The organism is Pristimantibacillus sp. Z349TD_6, assembly GCF_056173205.1.
Window position 1 is genome coordinate 2,279,612 of sequence record NZ_CM149662.1, and the last position, 22,353, is coordinate 2,301,964.

Annotated in this window: 8 protein-coding genes; all 8 read left to right on the top strand. The window is 47.6% G+C overall.

Going from position 1 to position 22,353, the window contains the following annotated elements; genetic code table 11:
• Positions 1 to 21: 21 nt before the first annotated feature.
• The 8 genes from AC0VYE_RS09785 (at position 22) to fabD (ending at position 22,317) form a co-directional block, all read left to right on the top strand.
• Positions 22 to 876: a CPBP family intramembrane glutamic endopeptidase gene (locus AC0VYE_RS09785; RefSeq protein WP_076270777.1), complete on the top strand. Its 855-nt coding sequence runs from the start codon at positions 22 to 24 to the stop codon at positions 874 to 876.
• A gap of 1 nt (position 877) precedes the next feature.
• Positions 878 to 1,678: a CPBP family intramembrane glutamic endopeptidase gene (locus tag AC0VYE_RS09790; RefSeq protein ID WP_083682550.1), complete on the top strand. Its 801-nt coding sequence runs from the start codon at positions 878 to 880 to the stop codon at positions 1,676 to 1,678.
• On the top strand, positions 1,675 to 2,466 hold the full coding sequence (locus AC0VYE_RS09795) for a lysostaphin resistance A-like protein (protein ID WP_475447493.1): 792 nt from the start codon (positions 1,675 to 1,677) through the stop codon (positions 2,464 to 2,466). The genes AC0VYE_RS09790 and AC0VYE_RS09795 overlap by 4 nt, the downstream gene beginning before the upstream one ends.
• A 64-nt stretch (positions 2,467 to 2,530) precedes the next feature.
• A complete protein-coding gene (locus AC0VYE_RS09800; RefSeq protein ID WP_475447495.1) occupies positions 2,531 to 15,994 on the top strand; it encodes an amino acid adenylation domain-containing protein in 13,464 nt (4,487 codons plus the stop codon).
• Positions 15,995 to 16,082: 88 nt separating this feature from the next.
• A complete protein-coding gene (locus AC0VYE_RS09805; RefSeq protein WP_475447497.1) occupies positions 16,083 to 17,054 on the top strand; it encodes a cysteine peptidase family C39 domain-containing protein in 972 nt (323 codons plus the stop codon).
• 41 nt (positions 17,055 to 17,095) lie between these two features.
• Entirely contained in the window at positions 17,096 to 17,824 is a 729-nt protein-coding gene (locus tag AC0VYE_RS09810; RefSeq protein ID WP_475447499.1) for a thioesterase II family protein, read from the top strand.
• Positions 17,825 to 17,839: 15 nt separating this feature from the next.
• The gene (locus tag AC0VYE_RS09815) at positions 17,840 to 21,052 is read left to right on the top strand and encodes a non-ribosomal peptide synthetase (RefSeq protein ID WP_475447501.1); all 3,213 of its coding nucleotides are present in this window, start codon (positions 17,840 to 17,842) and stop codon (positions 21,050 to 21,052) included.
• Positions 21,046 to 22,317, top strand: coding sequence for an ACP S-malonyltransferase (gene fabD, locus AC0VYE_RS09820; protein ID WP_475447502.1), 1,272 nt, complete (start codon positions 21,046 to 21,048; stop codon positions 22,315 to 22,317). Before AC0VYE_RS09815 ends, fabD begins: the two co-directional genes overlap by 7 nt.
• Positions 22,318 to 22,353 lie beyond the last annotated feature (36 nt).

Below are 22,353 nucleotides of genomic sequence, written 5' to 3' on the forward strand. Positions count from 1 at the left end.
CATATGCAAAGGAGCATTACGTTGAAAAAGATCATGTTTATGCTCGGGAATATCGCATGGTATTTAGGTATCTTCTACGCTTTGCTTTATCTTCTGCGATCAACCTATCAGTATGAAGCTACACTCAGCCTTGCCAAGTTTATGGATCGTAACCCGGCGATGTTCATGGCGATATTATTTACCTCCATTTTGCTCATCTATATGCTTGTTCTCCGTTTGAAGAGAAGCATATGGAAAGAGCAGAAGCAAACTTTGTTTCAAGTTAGCGGCTTCAAGAAGATCGGGGTCAAAGATGCCGGGTTGATGCTGGCTATGGGGGCAGCCGGATGCCTGTTTAGTATTGGTCTAATTGAAATTGATGTCATCGCTCGGCACTTTCCATCCATCCCCTTTCTCGTAGATGATCTCATTAGGGGAGATTCTATTTTTTACGTAATTTTGGGTGCGGGGCTTATTGCCCCCATCTATGAAGAAATTTTGTTTAGAGGATTAATTTATGGACAATTGCGTCAAGTGATGCCGCTGTATGCTGCGCTTATTTTGCAAGCATTGGTTTACGCCTATTTTCAGCCAAGCCTCAGCCTGTCATTCATTGGTTTTGGTTCTGGACTCATCTACGCAATATTGTATATCCGAATAGGGAGCCTGTTGGCGCCAATTATTGTACAAACCTCAGCCATGAGTTTTATTTTTATTACTAAATATGTTGGATGGCATGAAGCGATTAACGAATTAGGAGAACCCGCGTTGTATGTCCTAACGGCTGGAAGCCTGCTCTTCCTCGTAGGTGGAACGGCATACATTTGGCGCAGAGGGCTCGAAAAAGGTGCAAGTTCAGTACAAGCAGACCCGATTACGGTTGGAAGAGGGCGATAAGATGAGAAATTGGACTGTATCGATAGGGAGAGTTCTACTAGTCATCGGGTTGTATTTCGCTTGGTTTCTTACCGTTACCAAATTATTTTTTGAATATATCTACCCGTTAAGTCCTTGGTTTGAACAAAATACGCTTATTGTCATCATATTAAATGACATTATTGGTTTTCCGCTTATGTACTTTGCAATAAAGCTAATATTTAAACAAAACCTATTCAAGGAAGCCCGATTTCAAAAGATGGATGGCAGCGCTATTTCCTTGTCGCTATGGGTGGGTTTGGGTGCGGGGTTGTTCACTGTGGCATTCTCGCAATTGCCTGCGATCCAGTCCGATCAGTTCAAATTCCAAGAGTTATTCGAGTATTTGAATCGGGCAGAATGGTATGTTTTCCTTGTTTTTCTATTGCTAGGCAACGTATACAAGGAAACGTTATTTAGAGGTTTACTGCTGAACAGTTTTAGAGGCGTTCTGCCTGTCACTCTTGCGATTTTGCTGCAAGGGTTATTATATGGCGTTCTATTCTTCTTTGGTGATATTCCGCTTTCCTTGTATGGGTTCCTTGGGGCTATCATTTTTGCGCTCTTGTATGTGTGGTTTGATTCCATCTGGGCGCCGATTGCCGCGCAGGTGGCTTGCCAAGGAGTTCAATACTTGCTCTGGCATCTAGGCCCGAAGAGTGACGATATATTCATATTGTCAGCTGTAATGGCAGTTGCAGGTGCGATGATTGCAACTGGCTTATATTTGGGCAATCGCCGCTTTCGCAAGCCATTCAGTCACGAAGAGGTCGTTCACACATGAGAACGTTAACTGTAATTAGTAAAGTTCTACTCTATTTAGCTATTTATATGTGCGTAGTTTTATTCACAAACTGGGCGTTAAACAATTGGATTCAAGATGCTGAGTTTAGTGCGTGGCTTAGCAATAATCCAGCGAGCTCTCTTATTGCAGCGAATACGATTGTGATCGCCATTTATGTGCCGCTGCTTCGCTGGCAAAACATTCGAATGCAAGACCTCGGCTTCGTTCGACCACAATCAGCAGCGATGGCTGCTGGGACAGGAATTTGGCTTGGTCTGTTCATCGCGGTGTTCACACAGCTTGGTTGGATCGCTGAGAATTTCCCCGAAATTGCGAATTTGGTTCAATTTGTTGCTGGTGGAGGGAATTTCTTCGTATTTGTGTTGAGCAGCTTATTGCTAGGTTCTTTGCTCGAGGAATTGTTGTTCCGGGGGATGCTGATCCATGTTTTCCGTCAACGCTTCTCCTCTGCATGGTCTGTGCTGCTGCAAGCTTTGTTGTTTGGAACTGTATTTATGAGCGTAACCATTGGTGCCTTCGCTGCTCTTGGAGCGATTATTTATGGTGTAATTCGCGTGACCACAGGATCGATATGGTCATCTTTGCTCGCGCATGTGTTCAGTACAGCAACCTTGTATGTCGTCTCTCATTTTATGAAGGATTCCTCTCCCGAAACTTTTCTTATTCTGTCGTTCATAAGCGGTATAGCGATTATTGTGCATTTGCATATATTGCTGCGTAGACAATCGGAGAATTTGAAGCGGCACAACAAAAGTATAACGAGTTAAATCAATGATTCATGGTAGTGATTACATTGCCACTGCAAACAACCGCAAAAGAGGAGTGTGCAGCATGTTCCAGTTGGATTTGTTGGAACCAAATCGCAATGAAAATGAAGGAGACGCAAGCAGTGACGCGGTGCTGGAAACCGCAAGCCAAGAAATTGCGATCATCGGCATTTCTGCCAAGCTTCCGAAGTCGGACACACATCGAGAGTTTTGGGATATGCTTCAAAATGGAGTGGACGGTGTACGCTCCTTCCCGCAGTCGAGGCGGCAGGAGTTGGAACCGTATCTTCGTCGCCTGAGCGCATTGTATGAAACCATTTCAATATTTGATGGTGCATATTTGGAGGATATCTCTTCCTTCGATTATTCCTTTTTTCGATTGTCTCCGAAGGAAGCTTCACTAATGAGTCCGAACCAGCGCATGTTTCTGCAGACCGCATGGAGCGCATTGGAGGATGGCGGTTATGGGGGCGAAGCGCTCCATGGCTCACGAACAGGTGTATTTATCGGTCATAACGCCGATGCGCTGCATGATTATAAACGTATTATTGAGACGGTAAATCCAGAAGCGCTCGCAATGGCAGCGCCAGGCAATTTAAGTTCAATGATCGCAAGCCGCATCTCTTATCTCTTGAATTTGAAAGGGCCGGCACTTAATGTCGATACCGCATGCTCATCCTCTCTTGTGGCCGTCCATTTAGCATGTCAGTCCATTCGCAGCGGTGAATGCGATGCTGCTATCGCTGGAAGTGTGAAGCTCAATCTGCTTCCAATCGATATGGGCATTCGGCTTGGGATCGAGTCAAGCGATAACCGTGCAAAGCCGTTTGATGACAGCTCTGACGGGACGGGTATCGGGGATGGTGTAGTCGCATTGCTGCTTAAACCGCTCGCAAAGGCGCTGCAGGATGGGGATCATATTTATGCACTCATTAAAGGAAGCGCTATGAATCAGGATGGCAGCTCCGTAGGCATCACTGCGCCTAACGCCTTGGCGCAGGAGGATGTCATTGTCCGTGCTTGGCAGGATGCAGCCATTGATCCCGAAACGATCATGTATTTGGAAGCGCATGGTACAGGAACCACATTGGGAGATCCTATTGAAATTGACGGCATTACGAGAGCGTTCAGACGTTTCACAGACAAGAGGCAGTTCTGTGCGATTGGCTCGGTCAAAAGCAATATCGGACATCTCGATCATGCTGCAGGTATTACGGGGCTGCTGAAGGCAGTTCTTTCCCTTTGCAATAAACAGATTCCACCTACGCTGCATTATCGTTTTCCCAATCGCAAAATATCGTTTGTTGATTCTCCAGTGTATGTCAACGACAAGCTATCGCATTGGAGTGACGAGTTTGGTGCGCGTAGATGCGGTATTAGCGCATTTGGTATGAGCGGAACCAACTGCCATGTTGTGCTGGAAGAAGCACCGTCAATGTCAACGAATGATAGCGTTATGTTGGACGAGGCAGCGTATACAGCTTATGGGGAAGAAAAAAATGAAGTTTTTTGCCTATCCGCCCAAAGCGAATCGGCTCTTAAGCGATCCATTATTAATTATCGCGCTTGGTTTGCCGATCAGGAGCACCATGAATGGCGCTTATCGGACATTTGCTATAGCGCGGCGATAGGTCGCGGACATTATCGATATCGTTTGGCGATCGTCGCCAAAAATGAAGTTGAGCTTAGAAATAGGCTGGAAGCTTTGGATGTTGAGCGGTTGCAAAACACGATGATGCCGAATATTTATTACGGCGATTCAAATGCAGTGCATATGGGAGGGAATGACGAGCGAAAGCAAAAAGAGCTCTTAGAGGAGGTTGTCCGAAGTAATCGGGGCAACGATGATGCAATTACACAGTTAGCTCAGTTATATGCTGCTGGTGCTAAAGTAGATTGGAAGGAGCTTTATCGTGATGAGAGACGCAGAAGGGTACCGCTGCCTGTATATTCTTTTGATCCCTATCCGTGTTGGGTAGAGGAAGATGATCGCAGTGTTAATATAGCACCTCTGACAGAGATCAAGCATGAATCGGCAGTTAACCACGTGAGGCTGTGCAGTGAAGGTACCGTCTTGGAATCGGAGCAAAGTGTCGCTAATGTATGGGGGGAACTGCTCGGTTATCGTGAGCTCAGCAATGATGCTAACTTCTATGACTTGGGCGGTGATTCGATCATTGCGCTGCGAATCGTTAATTCACTTAGTCAAAGCTGGGGGATTCGACTAGAAGTGCAGCATTTGTTAGGACATCCTACACTTAGCGAGTTTGCTGGAGTTGTGGAAGAGCGGCGATTAAGGAGCGGTTCGCCAGAAACGGAAAAAGTAATTCATATGCCCCTGGTGGCGGAGCGGGAGTATTATACGATCTCTTCGTCGCAAAAGCGCATGTACTTGCAGCAAGCTGCCTCGCCTAGCGATAGAAGCTATAATTTGCCGGAGCTTTTACATATAGAGGGGGAAATTGATGCAGGCAGATTGGAAGCGTCTATTCATTCATTAGTAAAACGGCATGAGATGTTAAGAACGTCTTTCGCCATAGTAGACGGTGAAATTTGTCAATTTGTTCATACTGATGTTCACTTTTCCCTTCAGCGGCTGCAGGCATCAGAAGAAACGGTGCTTGAAACGCTGCATAGCTTGTTTACATCATTTGACCTGAGTCATGCGCCGCTGCTTCGCGCTGCTTTATTGACCGTTAACCCTGAGCGGCATGTGTTGTATTTGGATATGCATCATATTGCTTCGGATGGCTTCTCAGCAGGTATTTTGCTCAAAGAGCTTATGATGCTTTACCGAGGAGAGAGTCTTGAGCCATTAACCTTGCGGTACATAGATTACGCTGCGTGGCAGAGAGAGGAACTGCAATCGGAGCGGATGGAGCGACAGAGAAGTTACTGGATGAAGCAATGCCAGGGGGAGTGGCCTGTGCTGGAGCTTCCGACAGACTTTCCTCGTCCTCTGATGAAGAGCAATCGTGGCGAAACATTTGATATTTATGTGGACAACGAATTATCGGATAATCTGCGAAAGCTGGCAAAATCAACGGAATCTACGCTATTTATGGTGCTTTTATCGGTCTATTATACGCTTCTTGCAAAGTATTCTGGCGGGGAAGATATTGCTGTAGGCACACCGATTGCGGGGCGAGTCAACCGTGAAGCTGAAGCTCTGGTAGGGATGTTCGTCGGAACACTTGTATTGCGCGGGTATCCCGTGGCAAACAAACCGTTTACCCAGTTTTTAGAAGAGATAAAAGCAGCATCGACAGAGGCTTATGAAAATTCGGATTTTCCATTTGAAGAGCTAGCGGCCATGGTGGATCGGCGAGACAGCAGCCGCAATCCGTTATTCGATACGATGTTTATTATGCAAAATTTGAACATTCCCAACTACTCGAGTGAAGAATTGGCCTTTCGGCATGAGAGGTTCCCGCATGGGACGGCGAAATACGATCTGATGGTTCAAGCCGTAGAGCAAAATGATGGCACCCTGCGATTGGTAGTCGAATATGGCAGGGACTTGTTCCGCGAAGAGACCGTAAGGTCGATGATGAGGCATTACGTTACGTTGCTAAGTTATGTAACGGACTATCCAGACCATACATTAGGCGAGTGTGAAATGTTGTCCCCTCAAGATTACAACAAGTTGCTGACGGAATTTGGCAGTCGTGCGTCTGCTTTCCCTAGCGCTCGCTGTATCCACAGCAGCTTTGAAGAACAGGCAAGGCGGGTTCCTGAAAGAGTCGCCGTTCAGTGCAGAGGGGAGTCATTAACGTACGAACAATTGAATGGGCGAGCAAATGCGCTGGCGCGCAAGCTTGTTCGCTGCGGTGTTGGCCCTAACAGCATTGTCGGTGTGATGGCTGAACGTTCGATTTCAATGGTGACAGGAATGCTTGCGATTATGAAGGCTGGCGGTGCATACCTGCCAATCGACCATCAATATCCGCAGGAGAGAATTAGCTATATGCTTGCTGACAGCGGAGCAAGTTTGCTCTTAGTAGACGATTCGGTTCATAGAAATGCGTATCCATCCGTTCAGGAAATGCGATTAACAGATGAAACGATATATGACGGGGATAAAAGCAATGTGGACGTATCCATTTCAGCAGATGATCTTATGTATGTCATCTACACTTCGGGATCTACTGGACAGCCGAAGGGGGTTATGGTTCCGCATCGCAGCTTTTATAACTTCAGCCATTCGTTGAAGCTGTTTTATGACGGATATTTTGATGAAAGAGATCGCTGCTTAAGCCTTACCAATATTTCGTTTGATGTGAGCGTATGCGAGCTGTTTATGCCTTTTATGTTTGGCGCGTCCCTTGTCCTTTATCCAAATCCCAAGCTGCTTGACCCTAGAGAGCTAGCTAAAGTAATAGTAGAAGAGAAGATAACTTTTGCTTATATTCCGCCGACGCTGCTTCGGGATGTGGCGCAATCGTTGGAACAATCGAGGATGACGATCTCCTTGGACAAGCTGCTTGTTGGCGTTGAACCAATAAAAGATACAACGCTTGCGCTTTTTGTTCAATTAAATCCGAATATACGAATGGTTAACGGCTATGGTCCGACTGAGGCAACAATCTGCTCCAATATGTATGTGTATAAATCAGCTGCAGCCAGCGGCGTTAATGTGCCAATTGGCGGACCGATACATGGCGTCGCGGTTCATATTTTAAATTTTGGAGACAAGCCTGCACCGGTGGGATCGGCTGGGGAGCTATGCATCTCCGGCAGCGGCCTTGCTGCTGGGTATGTTAATAAACCGGAATTGACCGCGGAGCGGTTTGTTGAACACCCGCTGCTGCCTGGCACCATCATGTACCGTACTGGTGATTTGGCTAAGTGGCTGCCAGACGGAAATGCGGTGTATTTAGGCCGGATGGATGATCAAATCAAGCTAAGAGGCATTCGGATTGAGCTTGGAGAAATTGGTGCGCAGCTTCTAAGACATGAGGCTGTAGACGAAGCGGTTATCATCGCTCATGAGGATCAAGCAGGCGATAAAAAACTTTGCGCATACATGGTTGTGAATCAAACAATAGGTGCTCAGGATTTAAAGAGCTTTTTGAAAAACAAAATGCCAGACTATATGATCCCTTCGTTTTTTATGGAGATCGCTGCGATACCGTTAACACCTAATGGCAAAGTGGATCGCAAGGCGCTCCCAGAACCTGTTTTACAGCAACGAGTCGTTGCTGAGCTTACCCTGCCGCGAACCTCGCTGGAGGCAGAGGTGGCTGAAATATGGAGAGATGTACTCGGCATTGAGCAAATTAGTATGTATGATGATTTCTTCGAGTTGGGTGGACATTCCCTGAAGGCTGCGGTATTGGTAAGCCGGATTCAAGCTAAATTCCATGTTGAAATGCCGCTAAGCGTCGTATTTGAACGACTGTCTGTTGCGAGTATGGCTGAGTGGCTGGCAGGGGGAACGCTGTTAAATTCTGAGCTGGGCATCGGAGGAGCTATCATTCCACTGCAAGCAAATCGGGATCATTATCCAATGTCTCCTGCACAGAGACGCCAATATATGATCGAGCTCATTGCCGGACAATCGACGATGTATCATATTCCGTTTGTGCTTCACATCCTAGGTAATCTGGAAAAAAAGAAACTGGAAGCCGCGTTTACTGCACTAATTACGAGGCATGAGAGCCTGCGAACATCATTCCACTATGTGGGTGAACAGTTCTGTCAGCGAATTCATCCTGCAGAGCCATTTGAGCTAACGGAAATGGTTATAAAAGGCGAGCAGGCTGATCTATGGCAGCGCGCGTCATCTGCAATCGGAGCAGATGTGAGGATCAATGAATTAATGGCCCAATTTACAGATCCATTTGATCTCGGAAGCGGTTCACTGCTAAGAGTCGGTCTTGCTGAATTGGCAGAAAACCGTCACTTGTTGTTGCTGAACATCCATCATATTGTGACGGATGGGATATCGATGAGCGTGCTCATAAAAGAGTTGATCGATTTATACAACGGGCAGGCGTTGTCAGAGCTGACGGTGCAATATCGTGATTATGCAGTCTGGCAGCTGGAACGATTAAGCGGTGACTATTACTCGAAGCTGAGGCGTTATTGGCTGGGCATGTTCTCGGACGAACTCCCGGTGCTTGATCTGCCTGCAGACAAGCAGCGTCCGGCGGTTCAGCGTTATGAGGGCCGAAGGTATGCTTTTCAGCTAAACGAGGAGCTGGCATATCGGGCGCGGCAATTGGCAAGGGAACGAGGGACGACTTTATATACGGTGCTGCTTAGCACTTATACGGTACTCCTTGGGAAGTATAGCGGACAAGAGGATATTATCGTGGGTACTCCCGTAGCCGGACGCAATCACATTGATGTAGAAAGGCTAATCGGCATGTTCGTCAATACGGTTGCCATTCGTTGCCGCCCGCAAATAGGAATGACGATTGGCAGTTACATTACTGAAATGCACGGGAATGTGCTGCAAGCGCTGGAGCATCAGGAATTTCCGTTCGAGGATCTTGTAAATCAGCTTGATATGGAACAGGATTTAAGTCGCAATCCCTTATTTAACACGATGTTTATATTGCAAAATATGGAGCAGCCAGCAAGGCAAGCGGGGGATTTGATCTTCGAGCCGCAGCCGTACGAAACCGGATTCAGCAAGTTTGATTTGTCGCTGGAAGCAGTGGAGACGGGGAAGGGGATCACATGCTGCCTTGAGTATGCAACCTCCTTATTTCATGAGAGTACGATCGAGAGAATGGCCTCGCATTTCTGCACAATCGTTAAGGAGATGACATCAAGCGAAGGGTCCAGGAGAACGATAGGTGAGCTGGAATTAGTGGATGAGGCAGAGCAATTGCAGCTTTCTTCGCTTTTAGCAAGCGCTGATGATAAAGCGGAACAGAAGGGCAATGACATCGCGGAGAGGGTAGGAAAAGCACTGCTCGGTGAAACAAACGTGATTGCAGAGATGACTGCAATGGAAGCACATTTCTCTGCATCCACCGAAGAGCATCCCTGCTGGATGAGCATCATGGAAGAGATAGAGCGGCAAGCGGCAGAAACGCCGCATGCCGCTGCGATTTTATTTGGTTTGGAGACGCTCTCGTATTTCGAATTAAATGAGCAAGCGAATCGTCTTGCCCATACGCTTCGCAGCCGCGGGGTAGGACCGGAGCGAATTGTAGCATTGATGGCAGACCGTTCACCTCTGTTGATGATCGGCATTCTTGGCATTTTGAAAGCAGGAGGGGCTTATGTCGCTATTGATCCGGCATATCCTGCTGAGCGTATCCAGTGGATGCTGGAGGATTGCGGCGATCAATGGCTTCTGACAGAAAGGAAATATGCCGGGTTTGTCATGAATGCGTCAGAAGAATGGTATTTGGATGATGCTGATCTGTATAGCTCGGAACGAGGGAATCTGGAGATCGTAAGCCGTCCGGAGCATCTGGCGTATGTACTGTATACTTCCGGCTCAACGGGCAGGCCGAAGGGTGCAATGATCGAGCATCGCGGACTGGCAAGCTTCGTATGTTCATTCCGTGAGCGAATTCCATTCGAAGCAGGCCAAAGCATATTGGCAATGGCGACCGTATCATTCGATATTTTCATTGTAGAGAACCTGCTCCCATTAACAATGGGGATGAGAATTGTGCTTTGCAATGAAGAGGAACGGGGTGATGCTCATCTGCTGCAGGAGCTTATAAAGAAGCATCGGGTAGAAGTTCTGCAAATTACGCCATCACGCTTCAAGTGGTGGATGGCGCAGGTGAGCCAAAGCGAGGTTTGGAAAGCCTTAAGTATAGTCATGATTGGAGCGGAGCCGTTGACGATGGATCTGCTGGGGAGACTACGTGCGGTGACGAATGCACGTATCTTCAATCTCTATGGACCAACGGAAACAACGGTATGGACATCGGTGTGCGAAGTAACTAGCGGCGAGAACATTACGATTGGCAAGCCTATTTCCGGGGCAGCAATGGTTGTGCTAAATCCAGCACTGCAGCTGCAGCCGACGGGTGTGATTGGTGAAATCTGCATCTTAGGGGCAGGCGTTGGACGGGGTTATCTTCGCCATTCAGAATGGGATCAAGGAGTATTTATTACGAGCCCGTTTGGTACAGGTGAGAGGATGTACCGCACGGGTGATCTTGGCCGAAGGCTGGCAAACGGTGAATTTGTATACGCAGGCCGCCGCGATCATCAGGTGAAAATACGAGGACATCGCATTGAATCCGGTGAGGTGGAGCAGCAGCTGCTGCTGCATGAGCTTGTGAAGGAAGCTGTTGTCATCGCATTTCAGGAGGAGGATGGCGAGTATGCGCTTTGCGCGTATGTTGTACCCGCTTCCGACTCTAGTTGTAACAACAATATTAGCGAAAACAACTTCTCCGACATGATTTCGGAGCTACAGACCCATCTCAGCAGTAAGTTGCCTGCCTATATGATTCCAGCTTATGTGATGCTGCTGGATGCAATACCGCTCACACCAACCGGAAAGCTGCATCGAAAGGCGCTGCCGAAACCTCATAAGACTGCGCTGAGTGAGCGCCAGTACTTAAGGCCAAGAAACGAGACGGAACGCAAGCTTGCCGAGCTGTGGAAAGATTTGCTGATGTCGGATGATATTGGCGTGATGGACAGCTTTTTCGAGCTTGGCGGCCATTCGCTCAAGGCTGCAGCGCTGGTAAGCCGAATCCATGAGCAGTTTGGTGTACATGTGCCGCTGAGGGAGCTGTTTTTAAATCCAAAGCTAGGGTCCCTTGCTGAAGTAATTGAAAGTAAACATCTGCAAACATATAAATCGATTCCGCGCCAGATGGATCAGGAGCATTATCCGATGTCGCATGCGCAGAGAAGACAATATTTGCTGGGGCTGCTAACAGGAGAATCAACGATGTACCATGTTCCGTTTGCACTGCGAATTCGGGGCAATCTGGACGCTTCGAGACTTGAAGCTGCGTTTACATCATTGGTCGCTAGGCATGAGAGTTTACGAACTTCGTTTCATTATATGGATGAACAATTCAGGCAGCGAGTCCTCCCAGCGACGGCATTTCATTTCGAAGATGGTGTAGATGAGCTAGTACCAGCTGGCAAGTGGTTGGGAGCATCTGGTGATAAAGTAAGCGCTGAATCTGTATTGCTGAATGAGCTCATTACAAAGTTTATAAGACCTTTTGATTTGGAAAGCGGACTGCTGCTAAGGGCAGGACTTCTTCAACTGGAAGAAGAGCATTACTTGCTGCTGCTGGATATCCATCATATTGTGACGGATGGCGTTTCAATGAGTGTGCTGGTAAAGGAATTAACGGCATTATACGGCGGAAATGAACTGCCAGAGCTGCGGGTGCAATATAGGGATTATGCGGTCTGGCAGGAAGGACAGCTAGGCGGCGAAGCAATCGAGGCGCATGAGCGTTACTGGTTGAAGAAGTTTGAAGGCGAGCTGCCGCTGCTGGAATTGCCGACAGATAGGAAACGCCCGATCATTCAAACTTTTAAGGGGCGAAAATATGTCTTTCATCTAGACGGAGAGCTTGCACAGCGGGCGCGGCGTTTGGCGGTAGAGCAAGGTGTGACACTATATTCAGTGCTGCTGAGTGCTTATGCTTTTATGCTTGGGAAGTACAGCGGACAAGAGGACATTATTATTGGCACGCCAGTAGCTGGACGAAATCATGCTGATGTGGAGGGACTCATCGGCATGTTCGTCAATACAGCAGCCATTCGTTGTCGACCGCAGCTCGAACGTACGGTTAGCAGCTACGTTTCCGAATTGCACGAGGATGTGCTGCAGGCGCTGGAGCATCAGGAGTATCCGTTCGAGAAGCTGGTGGAGCGGCTAAACCTCGTTCAGGACAAGAGCCGAAATCCGTTGTTCGATACGATGTTTATTTTGCAAAATATGGAGCGTTCAGCGTTGCAAGCGGGCAGTTTGAGCTTCGAGCCGCAGTCATTTGAACACGGTGTCAGCAAGTTTGATTTGACACTTGAAGCTGTGGAGCGCGCGGAAGGCATTGCTTTCAGCTTGGAATATGCAACGGATCTGTTTCATGAGGAAACAGTCATCAGGATGGCGCACCACTACTGCGCGATTATTAAAGCAATGACGTCGAGCGAAAATCGACTGCGGACACTAGGCGAACTAGAGCTGCTTAACGATGAAGAAAAGTTGGAGCTGCTTGCGGCATTGAATAGTATGTCGTGGATGAAGAGCAGTGGGGCTGATGCTGAAGGGGCTATAGCACTAGGAGATGCACCCGCTAAAATGCCGCTGAGTTTGCAGGGCCAAGCTTCATCTTTGCCAGGTGTCCCGTTCAAATGGCGATCCGTCATTGAAGAGATGGTGAAGCAGGCTGCAAAAACTCCAGATGCGGTTGCAGTCCATTTTGAATCGGAGCAGATGACCTATCGCGAACTAAATGATAGATCCAACCAGCTTGCACATACGCTTCGGAGCCGCGGGGTGGGACCGGAGCGAATCGTAGCGCTGATGGCAGACCGTTCACCCCTGTTGATGATCGGCATTCTTGGCATTTTGAAAGCAGGGGGCGCTTATGTCGCTATTGATCCGGCATATCCTGCTGAGCGTATTCAGTGGATGCTGGAGGATTGCGGAGATCAATGGCTTCTGACAGAAAGGAAATATGCCGGGTTTGTCATAAATGCGTCAGAAGAATGGTATTTGGATGATGCTGATCTCTATAGCTCGGAACGAGGAAATATGGAGATCGTAAGCCGTCCGGAACATCTGGCGTATGTACTGTATACTTCGGGATCAACGGGCAGGCCGAAGGGGGCAATGATTGAGCATCGCGGACTGACAAGCTTCGTGAGTTCATTCCGTGAGCGAATTGCATTCGAAGCAGGTCAAAGCATATTGGCAATGGCGACCGTGTCATTCGATATTTTCATCGTAGAAAGTCTGCTCCCATTAACAATGGGGATGAAATTGGTGCTTTGCAATGAAGAGGAACGGGGCGATGCCCATCTGCTGCAGGAGCTTATAAAGAAGCATCGGGTAGAGGTGCTGCAAATTACACCATCACGCTTCAAGTGGTGGATGGCGCAGGTGAGCCAAAGTGAGGTTTGGAAATTCTTAAGCGTAGTCATGATTGGCGCGGAGCCGTTGACGATGGATTTGCTCGAGAGACTGCGCGCGGTGACGAGTGCACGTATTTTCAATCTCTATGGCCCAACGGAAACAACGGTATGGACATCGGTGTGCGAGGTAACTAGCGGTGAAGCTATTACGATTGGCACACCTATTGCAGGGGCAGCAATGGTCGTACTGAGTCCAGAGCTGCAACTGCAGCCAACAGGTGTAATTGGCGAAATTTGCATCGGAGGAGCAGGCGTTGGTCGGGGTTATCTTCGCCATCCGGAATGGGATGAGGGAGTATTTATTATGAGCCCGTTTGGTACAGGTGAGAGGATGTACCGCACGGGTGATCTTGGCCGTAGGCTGGCGAATGGTGAATTTGTATACGCAGGCCGCCGCGATCATCAGGTAAAAATACGAGGACATCGCATTGAAACCGGTGAGGTGGAGCAGCAGCTGGTGCAGCATGAACGTGTGAAGGAAGCGGTTGTCATTGCGTTTCAAGAGCCTGAGGGTGAGCCTGTTCTCTGCGCTTATGTTGTCCTACAAAAGGCTGATGATGCTGATCTGCCAAGTATGACCTCGTACGCTGATCATTATGTTGCAGCTGCTTTCGAAAGTATCCATAAGGGAGAAACCGTATGGTTAGAGAGCGTAGGCGGGCATTCTCTCGGTGTAACCGAGGAGCTAATCGAGCATCTGAGAGGCAAGCTGCCTGCTTATATGATTCCAACCTATGTGATGCTGCAGGATGAAATACCGATGACGCCAACAGGCAAAATAAATCGCAAGGCACTTCCAAGACCGCAGCAGACAGAACGGAATGTACGACATTACCGGGAGCCGAGCACGGAGACGGAGCGCAAGTTGGTTATACTCTGGCAGGAGCTGCTATTGACGGATAACATCGGAGCGACAGACAGCTTCTTTGAGTTAGGTGGACATTCGTTAAAGGCGGCAACATTGGTCAGTCGGATAGGCGTACAATTTGGTGTGCGCGTGCCGCTGAGAGAATTGTTTCAGAATCCGACACTAGAGTCACTCGCTCTAGTAATTGAAGGTCAAAGCCAGCAAACGTATGAATCGATTCCGCGTCAGCTGGACAGGGCGTATTTCCCGATGTCGCGCGCTCAAAGAAGGCAATATGTTTTATCTCTGCTGTCTGGAGAAGCAACGATGTATAATGTCCCTTTCGCACTGCATATCCGTGGGAATCTGGATGCGAAGAAGTTGGAGCAGGCGTTCACCGCTTTAATCATGAGGCATGAGAGTTTACGGACGTCTTTCCATTATGAAGATGGACAATTCAAGCAACGGATTCATCCATTAGCGGCATTCAAGCTGGATGGCAATGCATGGGCACGAATGACTGCCAAACGTTTGTTGTCAGAAGCGGGAATGGATGAAACCATCACTAGATTAATGGCGCGGTTCATCCGTCCATTTGATCTTGGCAGCTGCTTATTGCTGCGGGCAGGTCTTGTTCCGCTAAGCTCTAGCTCTCACTTGCTGCTGCTTGATATGCATCATATTGTTACGGATGGTGTATCGGTCAGTGTGCTTCTGAAAGAATTGATCGAATTGTACTCCGGCAATGAGCTTGCAGAGCTGCGGGTGCAGTATAGAGATTATGCCGTCTGGCAGGAAGCTCAATTAAATGGTCCAGGGTACGAGACGCATGAGCGCCACTGGCTCGATATGTTCTCAGGCGAACTGCCGATATTGGAGCTCCAGGCAGATAAACCGCGACCAGCGATACAGAGCTTTGAGGGGTGCAGATATAGTTTTAAGTTGAATGAGGAGCTTACGAGAAGAGCGCAACAAATGGCAAGAGAGATGGGGACAACATTGTATACAGTGCTGCTTGGCGCTTATGCGCTTTTGCTTGGCAAGTACAGCGGCCAAGATGACATTATTATTGGCACGCCGACAGCGGGACGTGACCATGTTGATCTCGAGGGCCAAATCGGCATATTCGTTAATACAGTTGCGATTCGATGCCGACCACAGCCTGAAAGAACACTCGGCGGTTACATCACCGATGTTCATAATGATGTACTGCAAGCGCTGGAGCATCAGGAGTATCCGTTTGAGGATTTGGTGAAGCGATTGGAGCTTGGGAAAAATCAGAGTCGAAATCCTTTGTTCGACACGATGTTCATTTTGCAAAATATGGATCGTTCTGTCATGCAAGGAGGCGATTTAACCTTTGAGCTTCAGCCGTTCGAGCCGGGAGTTAGTAAATTCGATTTGACGCTGGAGGTTGTGGAGAGCAATGGAGAAATGATTTGCAGCTTGGAGTATGCCACAGCACTGTTTCACTCAGATACGATTACGCGCATGGCTCAGTATTATTGTGCAACCGTAGAGGAAATGACGGCTGCTGCCAGCCCTCTGATGAAACTATGTGAACTATTGCTGCAAGATGGTTCGAAATAACAGCGTTCTCGGCGGTATTTCCTTCGTGATGTACCGCCGAGAAACGATTAAATGATACGAGTTTGGATCAATTAAGGAGGATAAGCGGATGAAAGTTACGTTGGACAGACAACCATTTAATGAATTCTGGGCGAACTGTATGCTCAATCAAGCCTATTCAATCGCTGTTTCTGCTCATCCCAGCTACCGATATGCGGCATATTTGAACATTCATCGATATTATCCTTGGTCTGCAGCGACAGACCAGCAATTTCGATATCCGACGATTGATACGCTATATTATCTCGACGATTGGACCAAATTCCCATTAACCGGTGTTATTAAGTGGATTGAGCCGGGGCACTTCCGCGATAAGGAAAAGTTTATAGATGAAATAAAAGAGGTGCTTGACGGTGGGCGCAATTTAAGTGTGAATGTCGATTTGTTTTATTGGCTGCCGGGAAGCATGGCTTGGAAAAAGTTTCATTGGTACCATTATTCACTGTTTAATGGTTACGATAATGAACGCTCATCCTTCTATGTCATTGACGATACGCTTGCTGGCTACAGTGAACATGAGGTTCCTGAGGACCGGCTCAGAAAAGCATTCAAAAATTCAGAGTACAATATCAACAAAAACTATAATGGCCCTGCCTATTATATTTACAATCTTCATCCAACGATCAAGCCGTATGAATTGAACTTATCGGAAGTTGTTGACAATGCCGAGCGGCTTACGCGGGAGCTTGACGATTTCTCCATGGAGGGAATGTGGCAAGTAGATTCAAGCCCGGATAAATATAGCGCTCATATTACGTATGCACTCATTGGAATCAACATTATATGCAACCGGCATATTGCAAATGAAGGTCTTATTCGAACGCTGCGAGAGCAGAAGCAAATCAATGTGACATTATACGAATCCCTTAAGGATCAATTGGAGATGATCTGTGACGGCTGGAATGCGATTAAGCAATCTTTTGTTACGCATAAATTTCAGCGAGATAGAGAGATAGCTCTAGCAGAAAAACTATTTGCGATGGAAAAAACATTTTGGCGTACGCTGGCTAGTGGTGTTTAACAAAATCAAATAGCTTCCTAACAAGGTGGTCGTTCCTAATTATGGATAGTATACCGTTGCTTTGTTTGCCTTACGCGGGGGGCTCCGCTCAGGTTTATAAGAAATGGTCGCGGCAGCTGGATCCTTCTATTCAATTGATTCCGATTGAATTAGCTGGGAGAGGAAGCCGGATGAGTGAGCCGCTCTACGAGGATATTCATGAGGCAGTTAAAGATATATTGCATTTAATCCGCGACTATACACAAAATCAGTATGCTTTATTCGGCCACAGCATGGGATGCTTGATTGCTTATGAATTAATTCATAGCATTCATGCAGCAGGATGGACGCTCCCATCCGTAGTTTTTATGTCAGGGTACGGGGCGCCTCATTCCAGCCATGTGAACCGAGAAATATATCAGCTTCCCGATAAAGCTTTTATTGAAGAAGTATTAAGCCTTGGCGGAACATCTGCTGAGCTGTTCGAGCATAAGGAGCTGCGAGACGTATTTATGCCCATATTGCGAGCTGACTTTAAGCTGGTTGGCACGTACAAGCCAGAGGTTAAGCCGCCGCTCCCTCTTCATCTCATTGTTATGAATGGCTCTGAGGACAGCAGCCTATACGGGACTTCAGAAGATTGGCAGTCACAAACGACGGAGACCTGTAAAATCGTCAACTTCGAAGGAGGCCATTTTTTCATACATGAACGGGAACAACAAGTCGTTTCGCTCCTAAATGATACGCTCCTGAGGACATGGGCTGGCAAAGAAATCATCCATTCACAATAGAGAGGAGCAAAAAATATGGATAAGGTAGTCATAGACGCTGGCCAGAGAAATCAATATTTGTGGCGAGAGGATGGAGGGTTTCCCTCAGACTTGCTTAGCAGAGAAGCGGAGTATCATTCTATGGAGCAGCGCATCCATTTACCCAAAGAGCTCGCAGAAATGCTGCTCCGATATGCTGAACATTCCAATCAGCGATTGTATAACGTACTGCTTACTGCGGTTTACATCATGCTTTATAAATATAAAGGGGATAACCGATTAACGATCGGCATTCCGTCTAAGAGATTCGGAAGTCATATGGACGGGACATGGATTCCGCTTCAAATCAGGGTAGATGAGCAAAATATGCTTCAGTCATTGCTAAAGCAATTAGACGGAGTTCTGAATGAATTCGAGGACAGTAACAAGGGACATATTTTGGAACTAGAAACTATGGATTCCGCCAGAACAAGCAGCTTCAATTCGGGACAGGCTGTAGCCGTAACCTTGGAAAATAGTTATGGGAAACCGAGTGCTGATGGGGTTGGTTTGCTCTTTTCGTACAGTGTCTTGGAGTCAGAATCACCCGCCATAACGCTTACTATGATATACAATAGCTCTGCTTACAGCACGACAATGATGAAAAATCTAGCTAATCATGTTCATCGGGTAGCGGAGCTGTTAGTTCGAGGCGACGACATTCTCCTTAGAGATGCAGCCATATTGAATGAAGATGAAGTTCAAGCATTAATAAAATCACTTTGTGTTGGTTCATGCTCATCGACTGAAGCTAAGCCTTTGCATAGAAAGGGAATAGCTGGTGAATCAAGCATGACCATGGATCACCTATTCGAGAAGCAGGCACAATCTCGCCCCCATGAGACTACACTTATTTGCGGCGAGGAGTCGTTTACTTACGACACGCTGAATCAGCGGGCCCACGAACTTGCTAGTAGATTGCGTAGCGAAGGCGTGCGTTCAGGAATTGTGGTTGGACTGATGGTGGAGCGAACGGTCGAGCTGGTAGTTGGCATTATCAGCATTTGGAAGGCTGGAGGCGCCTATTTGCCCATTGATTTGGAATACCCAGAGGATCGCATTCATTATATGCTGGAGGATACTAAGGCACCGATTTTGCTAACACAGCACCATCTTCTCTCGAAAGCTTCACAATATGAAGGCAATATTGTTTGTATCGATGAGAGAGATGAGCAGGGCGAAGCTGGCAGGGAAGAGAAGGATTCACACATACTCTCAAGGAGCATGGAGCAGGACAATGCCTCTCAAAATCTAGCTTATGTGATCTATACATCAGGTTCAACAGGCAGACCAAAAGGTGTCATGATTCAGCATGAGAGTGCGATACGGTTTATAGAAGGAATGGCAGAGCAAGTAGAATATGTACCAGGAAAAACGATAGTTGCTTTAGCAAGCGCTGCGTTCGATGTATCTATACATGACTTAATTATGCCGCTTCTTTATGGGATGAAGGTGATTCTAGCATCACAAGCGGAGCGCAGAGACCCAGACCTGCTGGATCATCTCATCGTCAAACATGATGTTGAGATGATGGTAACTACCCCGATGAGACTGCAAATGCTGCTGGCTGGCAAAGAAGAGAGACCATACTTGCGCTATTTAAAAGATTTGATCATTGGCGGGGAGCCGTTTATTCCAACCCTATGGAATCGGCTGAAGCCTTATCCACAGCTTCGAATATACAATGTGTACGGGCCGACAGAAACGACGGTATGGTCAACGATACAGCGGATTGAGGATAATCATCCCGGAATAGGCAAACCGCTTGCTGGAGTGCGAACGTACATTTTGGATAAGGCGGGACGTCTTCAGCCTCCTGGAGTAGCTGGTGAACTTTGCATAGCGGGGACAAGATTGGCCCAAGGTTACTTTGGGAAGCCGGAGCTTACGGAGGAACAGTTCGTTAGCGACCCTTTTTATCCCGGTGAGAGAATGTATAGAACAGGTGATCTTGCACGTTACTTAAACGACGGAAACCTTGAATTTCTCGGGCGCAGTGACTTCCAAGTGAAAATCCGCGGACATCGCGTCGAGCTGGAGGAAGTTGGAATGATGCTCGCACGGCATGAGGACGTTACTGAATCGGCGGTGCTGCTGGAAGAGGGGCAGTCTAATGGCGGATGGTTATGCGCTTATTATGCAGCGGAGTCTGAATTGTCCGCATCAGAGCTTCGCAGCTTTATGGCAAGTCGAGTGCCTGAATATATGGTGCCGCAGCGTTATATTTGGCTTGCAGCATTCCCATTAAATAATAATGGAAAGATTGATCGCAAGGCGCTGCCAAAGCAGAGTGAAGAGACTCGTTTGCGGGATGATGCTGCATTTGCTATGCAGCTGCTTGAGCTGGACACCGATACGGAGCGGAAAGTAGCGGCTCTTTGGCAAGAGGTGCTGCATACCGTCGACTTTGCCGCTGAAGACAACTTCTTCGAGGTAGGAGGCAACTCCATCCTGCTTGTTGCTTTACATCACAACTTGGAGCAGCACTACCCTTCTCGTGTATCCGTTGCAGATCTGTTTGGACATGCGACACTCCGCGGAATGGCTGCGCTAATGGATGCACCGTTCAGTGAAGAAGGAGATATGGATGGGCTAGCAGGGCTGAAAGGTTTAACTTTCCCTAATCGCAACATAAGCAGAGAAACGGGTATAGATCATGCAGCCATTCCCCGTTCATGCAAGCTGGATGAAGCGCTGCTGGGGAAATTGATGCAGCTATCAGAAGACATTGGATCAGATATCGTTGATATATTGCTTGTCCTTTATATGTACGTGCTCTCCGATCTTACGATGTCCGATGAAGTTACAGTCATCGTCAAAGACGGTGTAGGAGATCGGATGGTGCCTGTGACGCTGAATATGTCCCACTATATGACGGTTGTGGAAATGATCCCTGAAGTAGCTGATCAACTGGAAAACGGCGACTATTATACCTTTTCCTCGCTTGCGACAGCAGCTGGTTTCCGTACATTGGACAATGGAATCATACCATGGTTCTCATCAACCGACTTGAGAGGAATGGAGTCCTATATGCCGCTAATTGGCTTTGCGCTTCAGCTTGAGTTTAGTGAAGATGAGTTAAACATCCGATGTCTATATGATGCTCTTTCATGGGACATAGCAAGTGTGGATGAATTGCTCTCTCTGTATCTAGCATCACTTAAGGTTGTAATGGCAGAATTAGAAGAGGGAGCTGAAAGTGTATGGTAGGCGGCACATTGCTGTTTCCCGGTCAGGGCTCACAGTATGTTGGCATGGGCAAGGATTTGTATAGAAAATATGAGCTCGCCAAAGAGACCTTTCATGAAGCGAGTGAAGCGATAAGCATGGATCTCACAAAGCTTATGTTTGAGGGCAGCATGGAGGAATTGACAAGGACGGAATATGCACAGCCAGCTATATTAACTGTAGGGATGGCAATGTACAAAATATACAGAGACCTGCTGGGAAAGGCTCCGCGATTTTTAGCCGGTCATAGCCTTGGAGAAATTACCGCCTTAACTTGTGCAGGGGGTATCCTATTCGACAGCGCTGTCCGTATCGTTCATCGTCGCGGTGAGCTCATGCGTGATGCGGACGCTGCCGGCAGTGGTGCAATGGCGGCGGTAATATCGCTTAGCGCAGCTGAAGTTGCAGAGATCTGCAAGCACGCTAGTTCCTCGTTTCAGGGTGGAGCTGAAATTGTTGTAGTGTCTAATATTAATTCAGATGATCAGGTTGTCATCTCTGGACATAAAGGCGTATTGAACGAAGCGGTGCAGCGTATTTCCAAGCGGGGAGGCGTTGTCATCCCGCTTCATGTGAGCGCGCCGTTCCACAGTCCTCTTATGGCACCAGCGGCTCAGCTATTTGCAGAGGAGCTTAAAGAACTGAAGCTTGGAATACTCCAGCATCCGGTTGTTTCCAGTGTGACTGCAAGATTATATCGGAGTGCGGATGAGATTCCAGCAGTGCTGACTGAGCAGATTACCGCACCCGTACAATGGACAGCGGTTATCCGTTTTTTGCTGGAGAACGGGGTTTCGGAAGCGGTTGAGATGGGCCCCCAATCGATATTGAAGAAACTAGCCAACAATAGTACTGCCCTTAGGGTGCTTTCTTTCGACCATGAACCGGATAGGGAACAGCTCCTTGGGAAGGGGCGGGATGAGGGGCAAGACTATTCGTTAGATTTTATTAACCAATGTTTGACTATCGTTACTTGCTTGCGTAATCGGAACAGGGATTTAGAACAGTATGAGCAAGGTGTAGTTGTACCTTACCGCGAGGTTCAGTCGATGTTGAATGAGCTTCAGCTTTCTCGTGGCAGGGCAGAGTGGAAGCATCTGGTTAAGGCTTATGAGATGCTGATCTCTGTGTTCCATACGAAACTTGTTCCAGAGAACGAACAGAAGGATCGATTGGAACAATTGCTTCAAGACAACGGCCTTAAGGATAGATTAGGGAGTGAATTTTTAGCTTCTAATAGAAGTTAAAGGATATAAAAGGGAAGTCAACCATGCCAAGGAGGA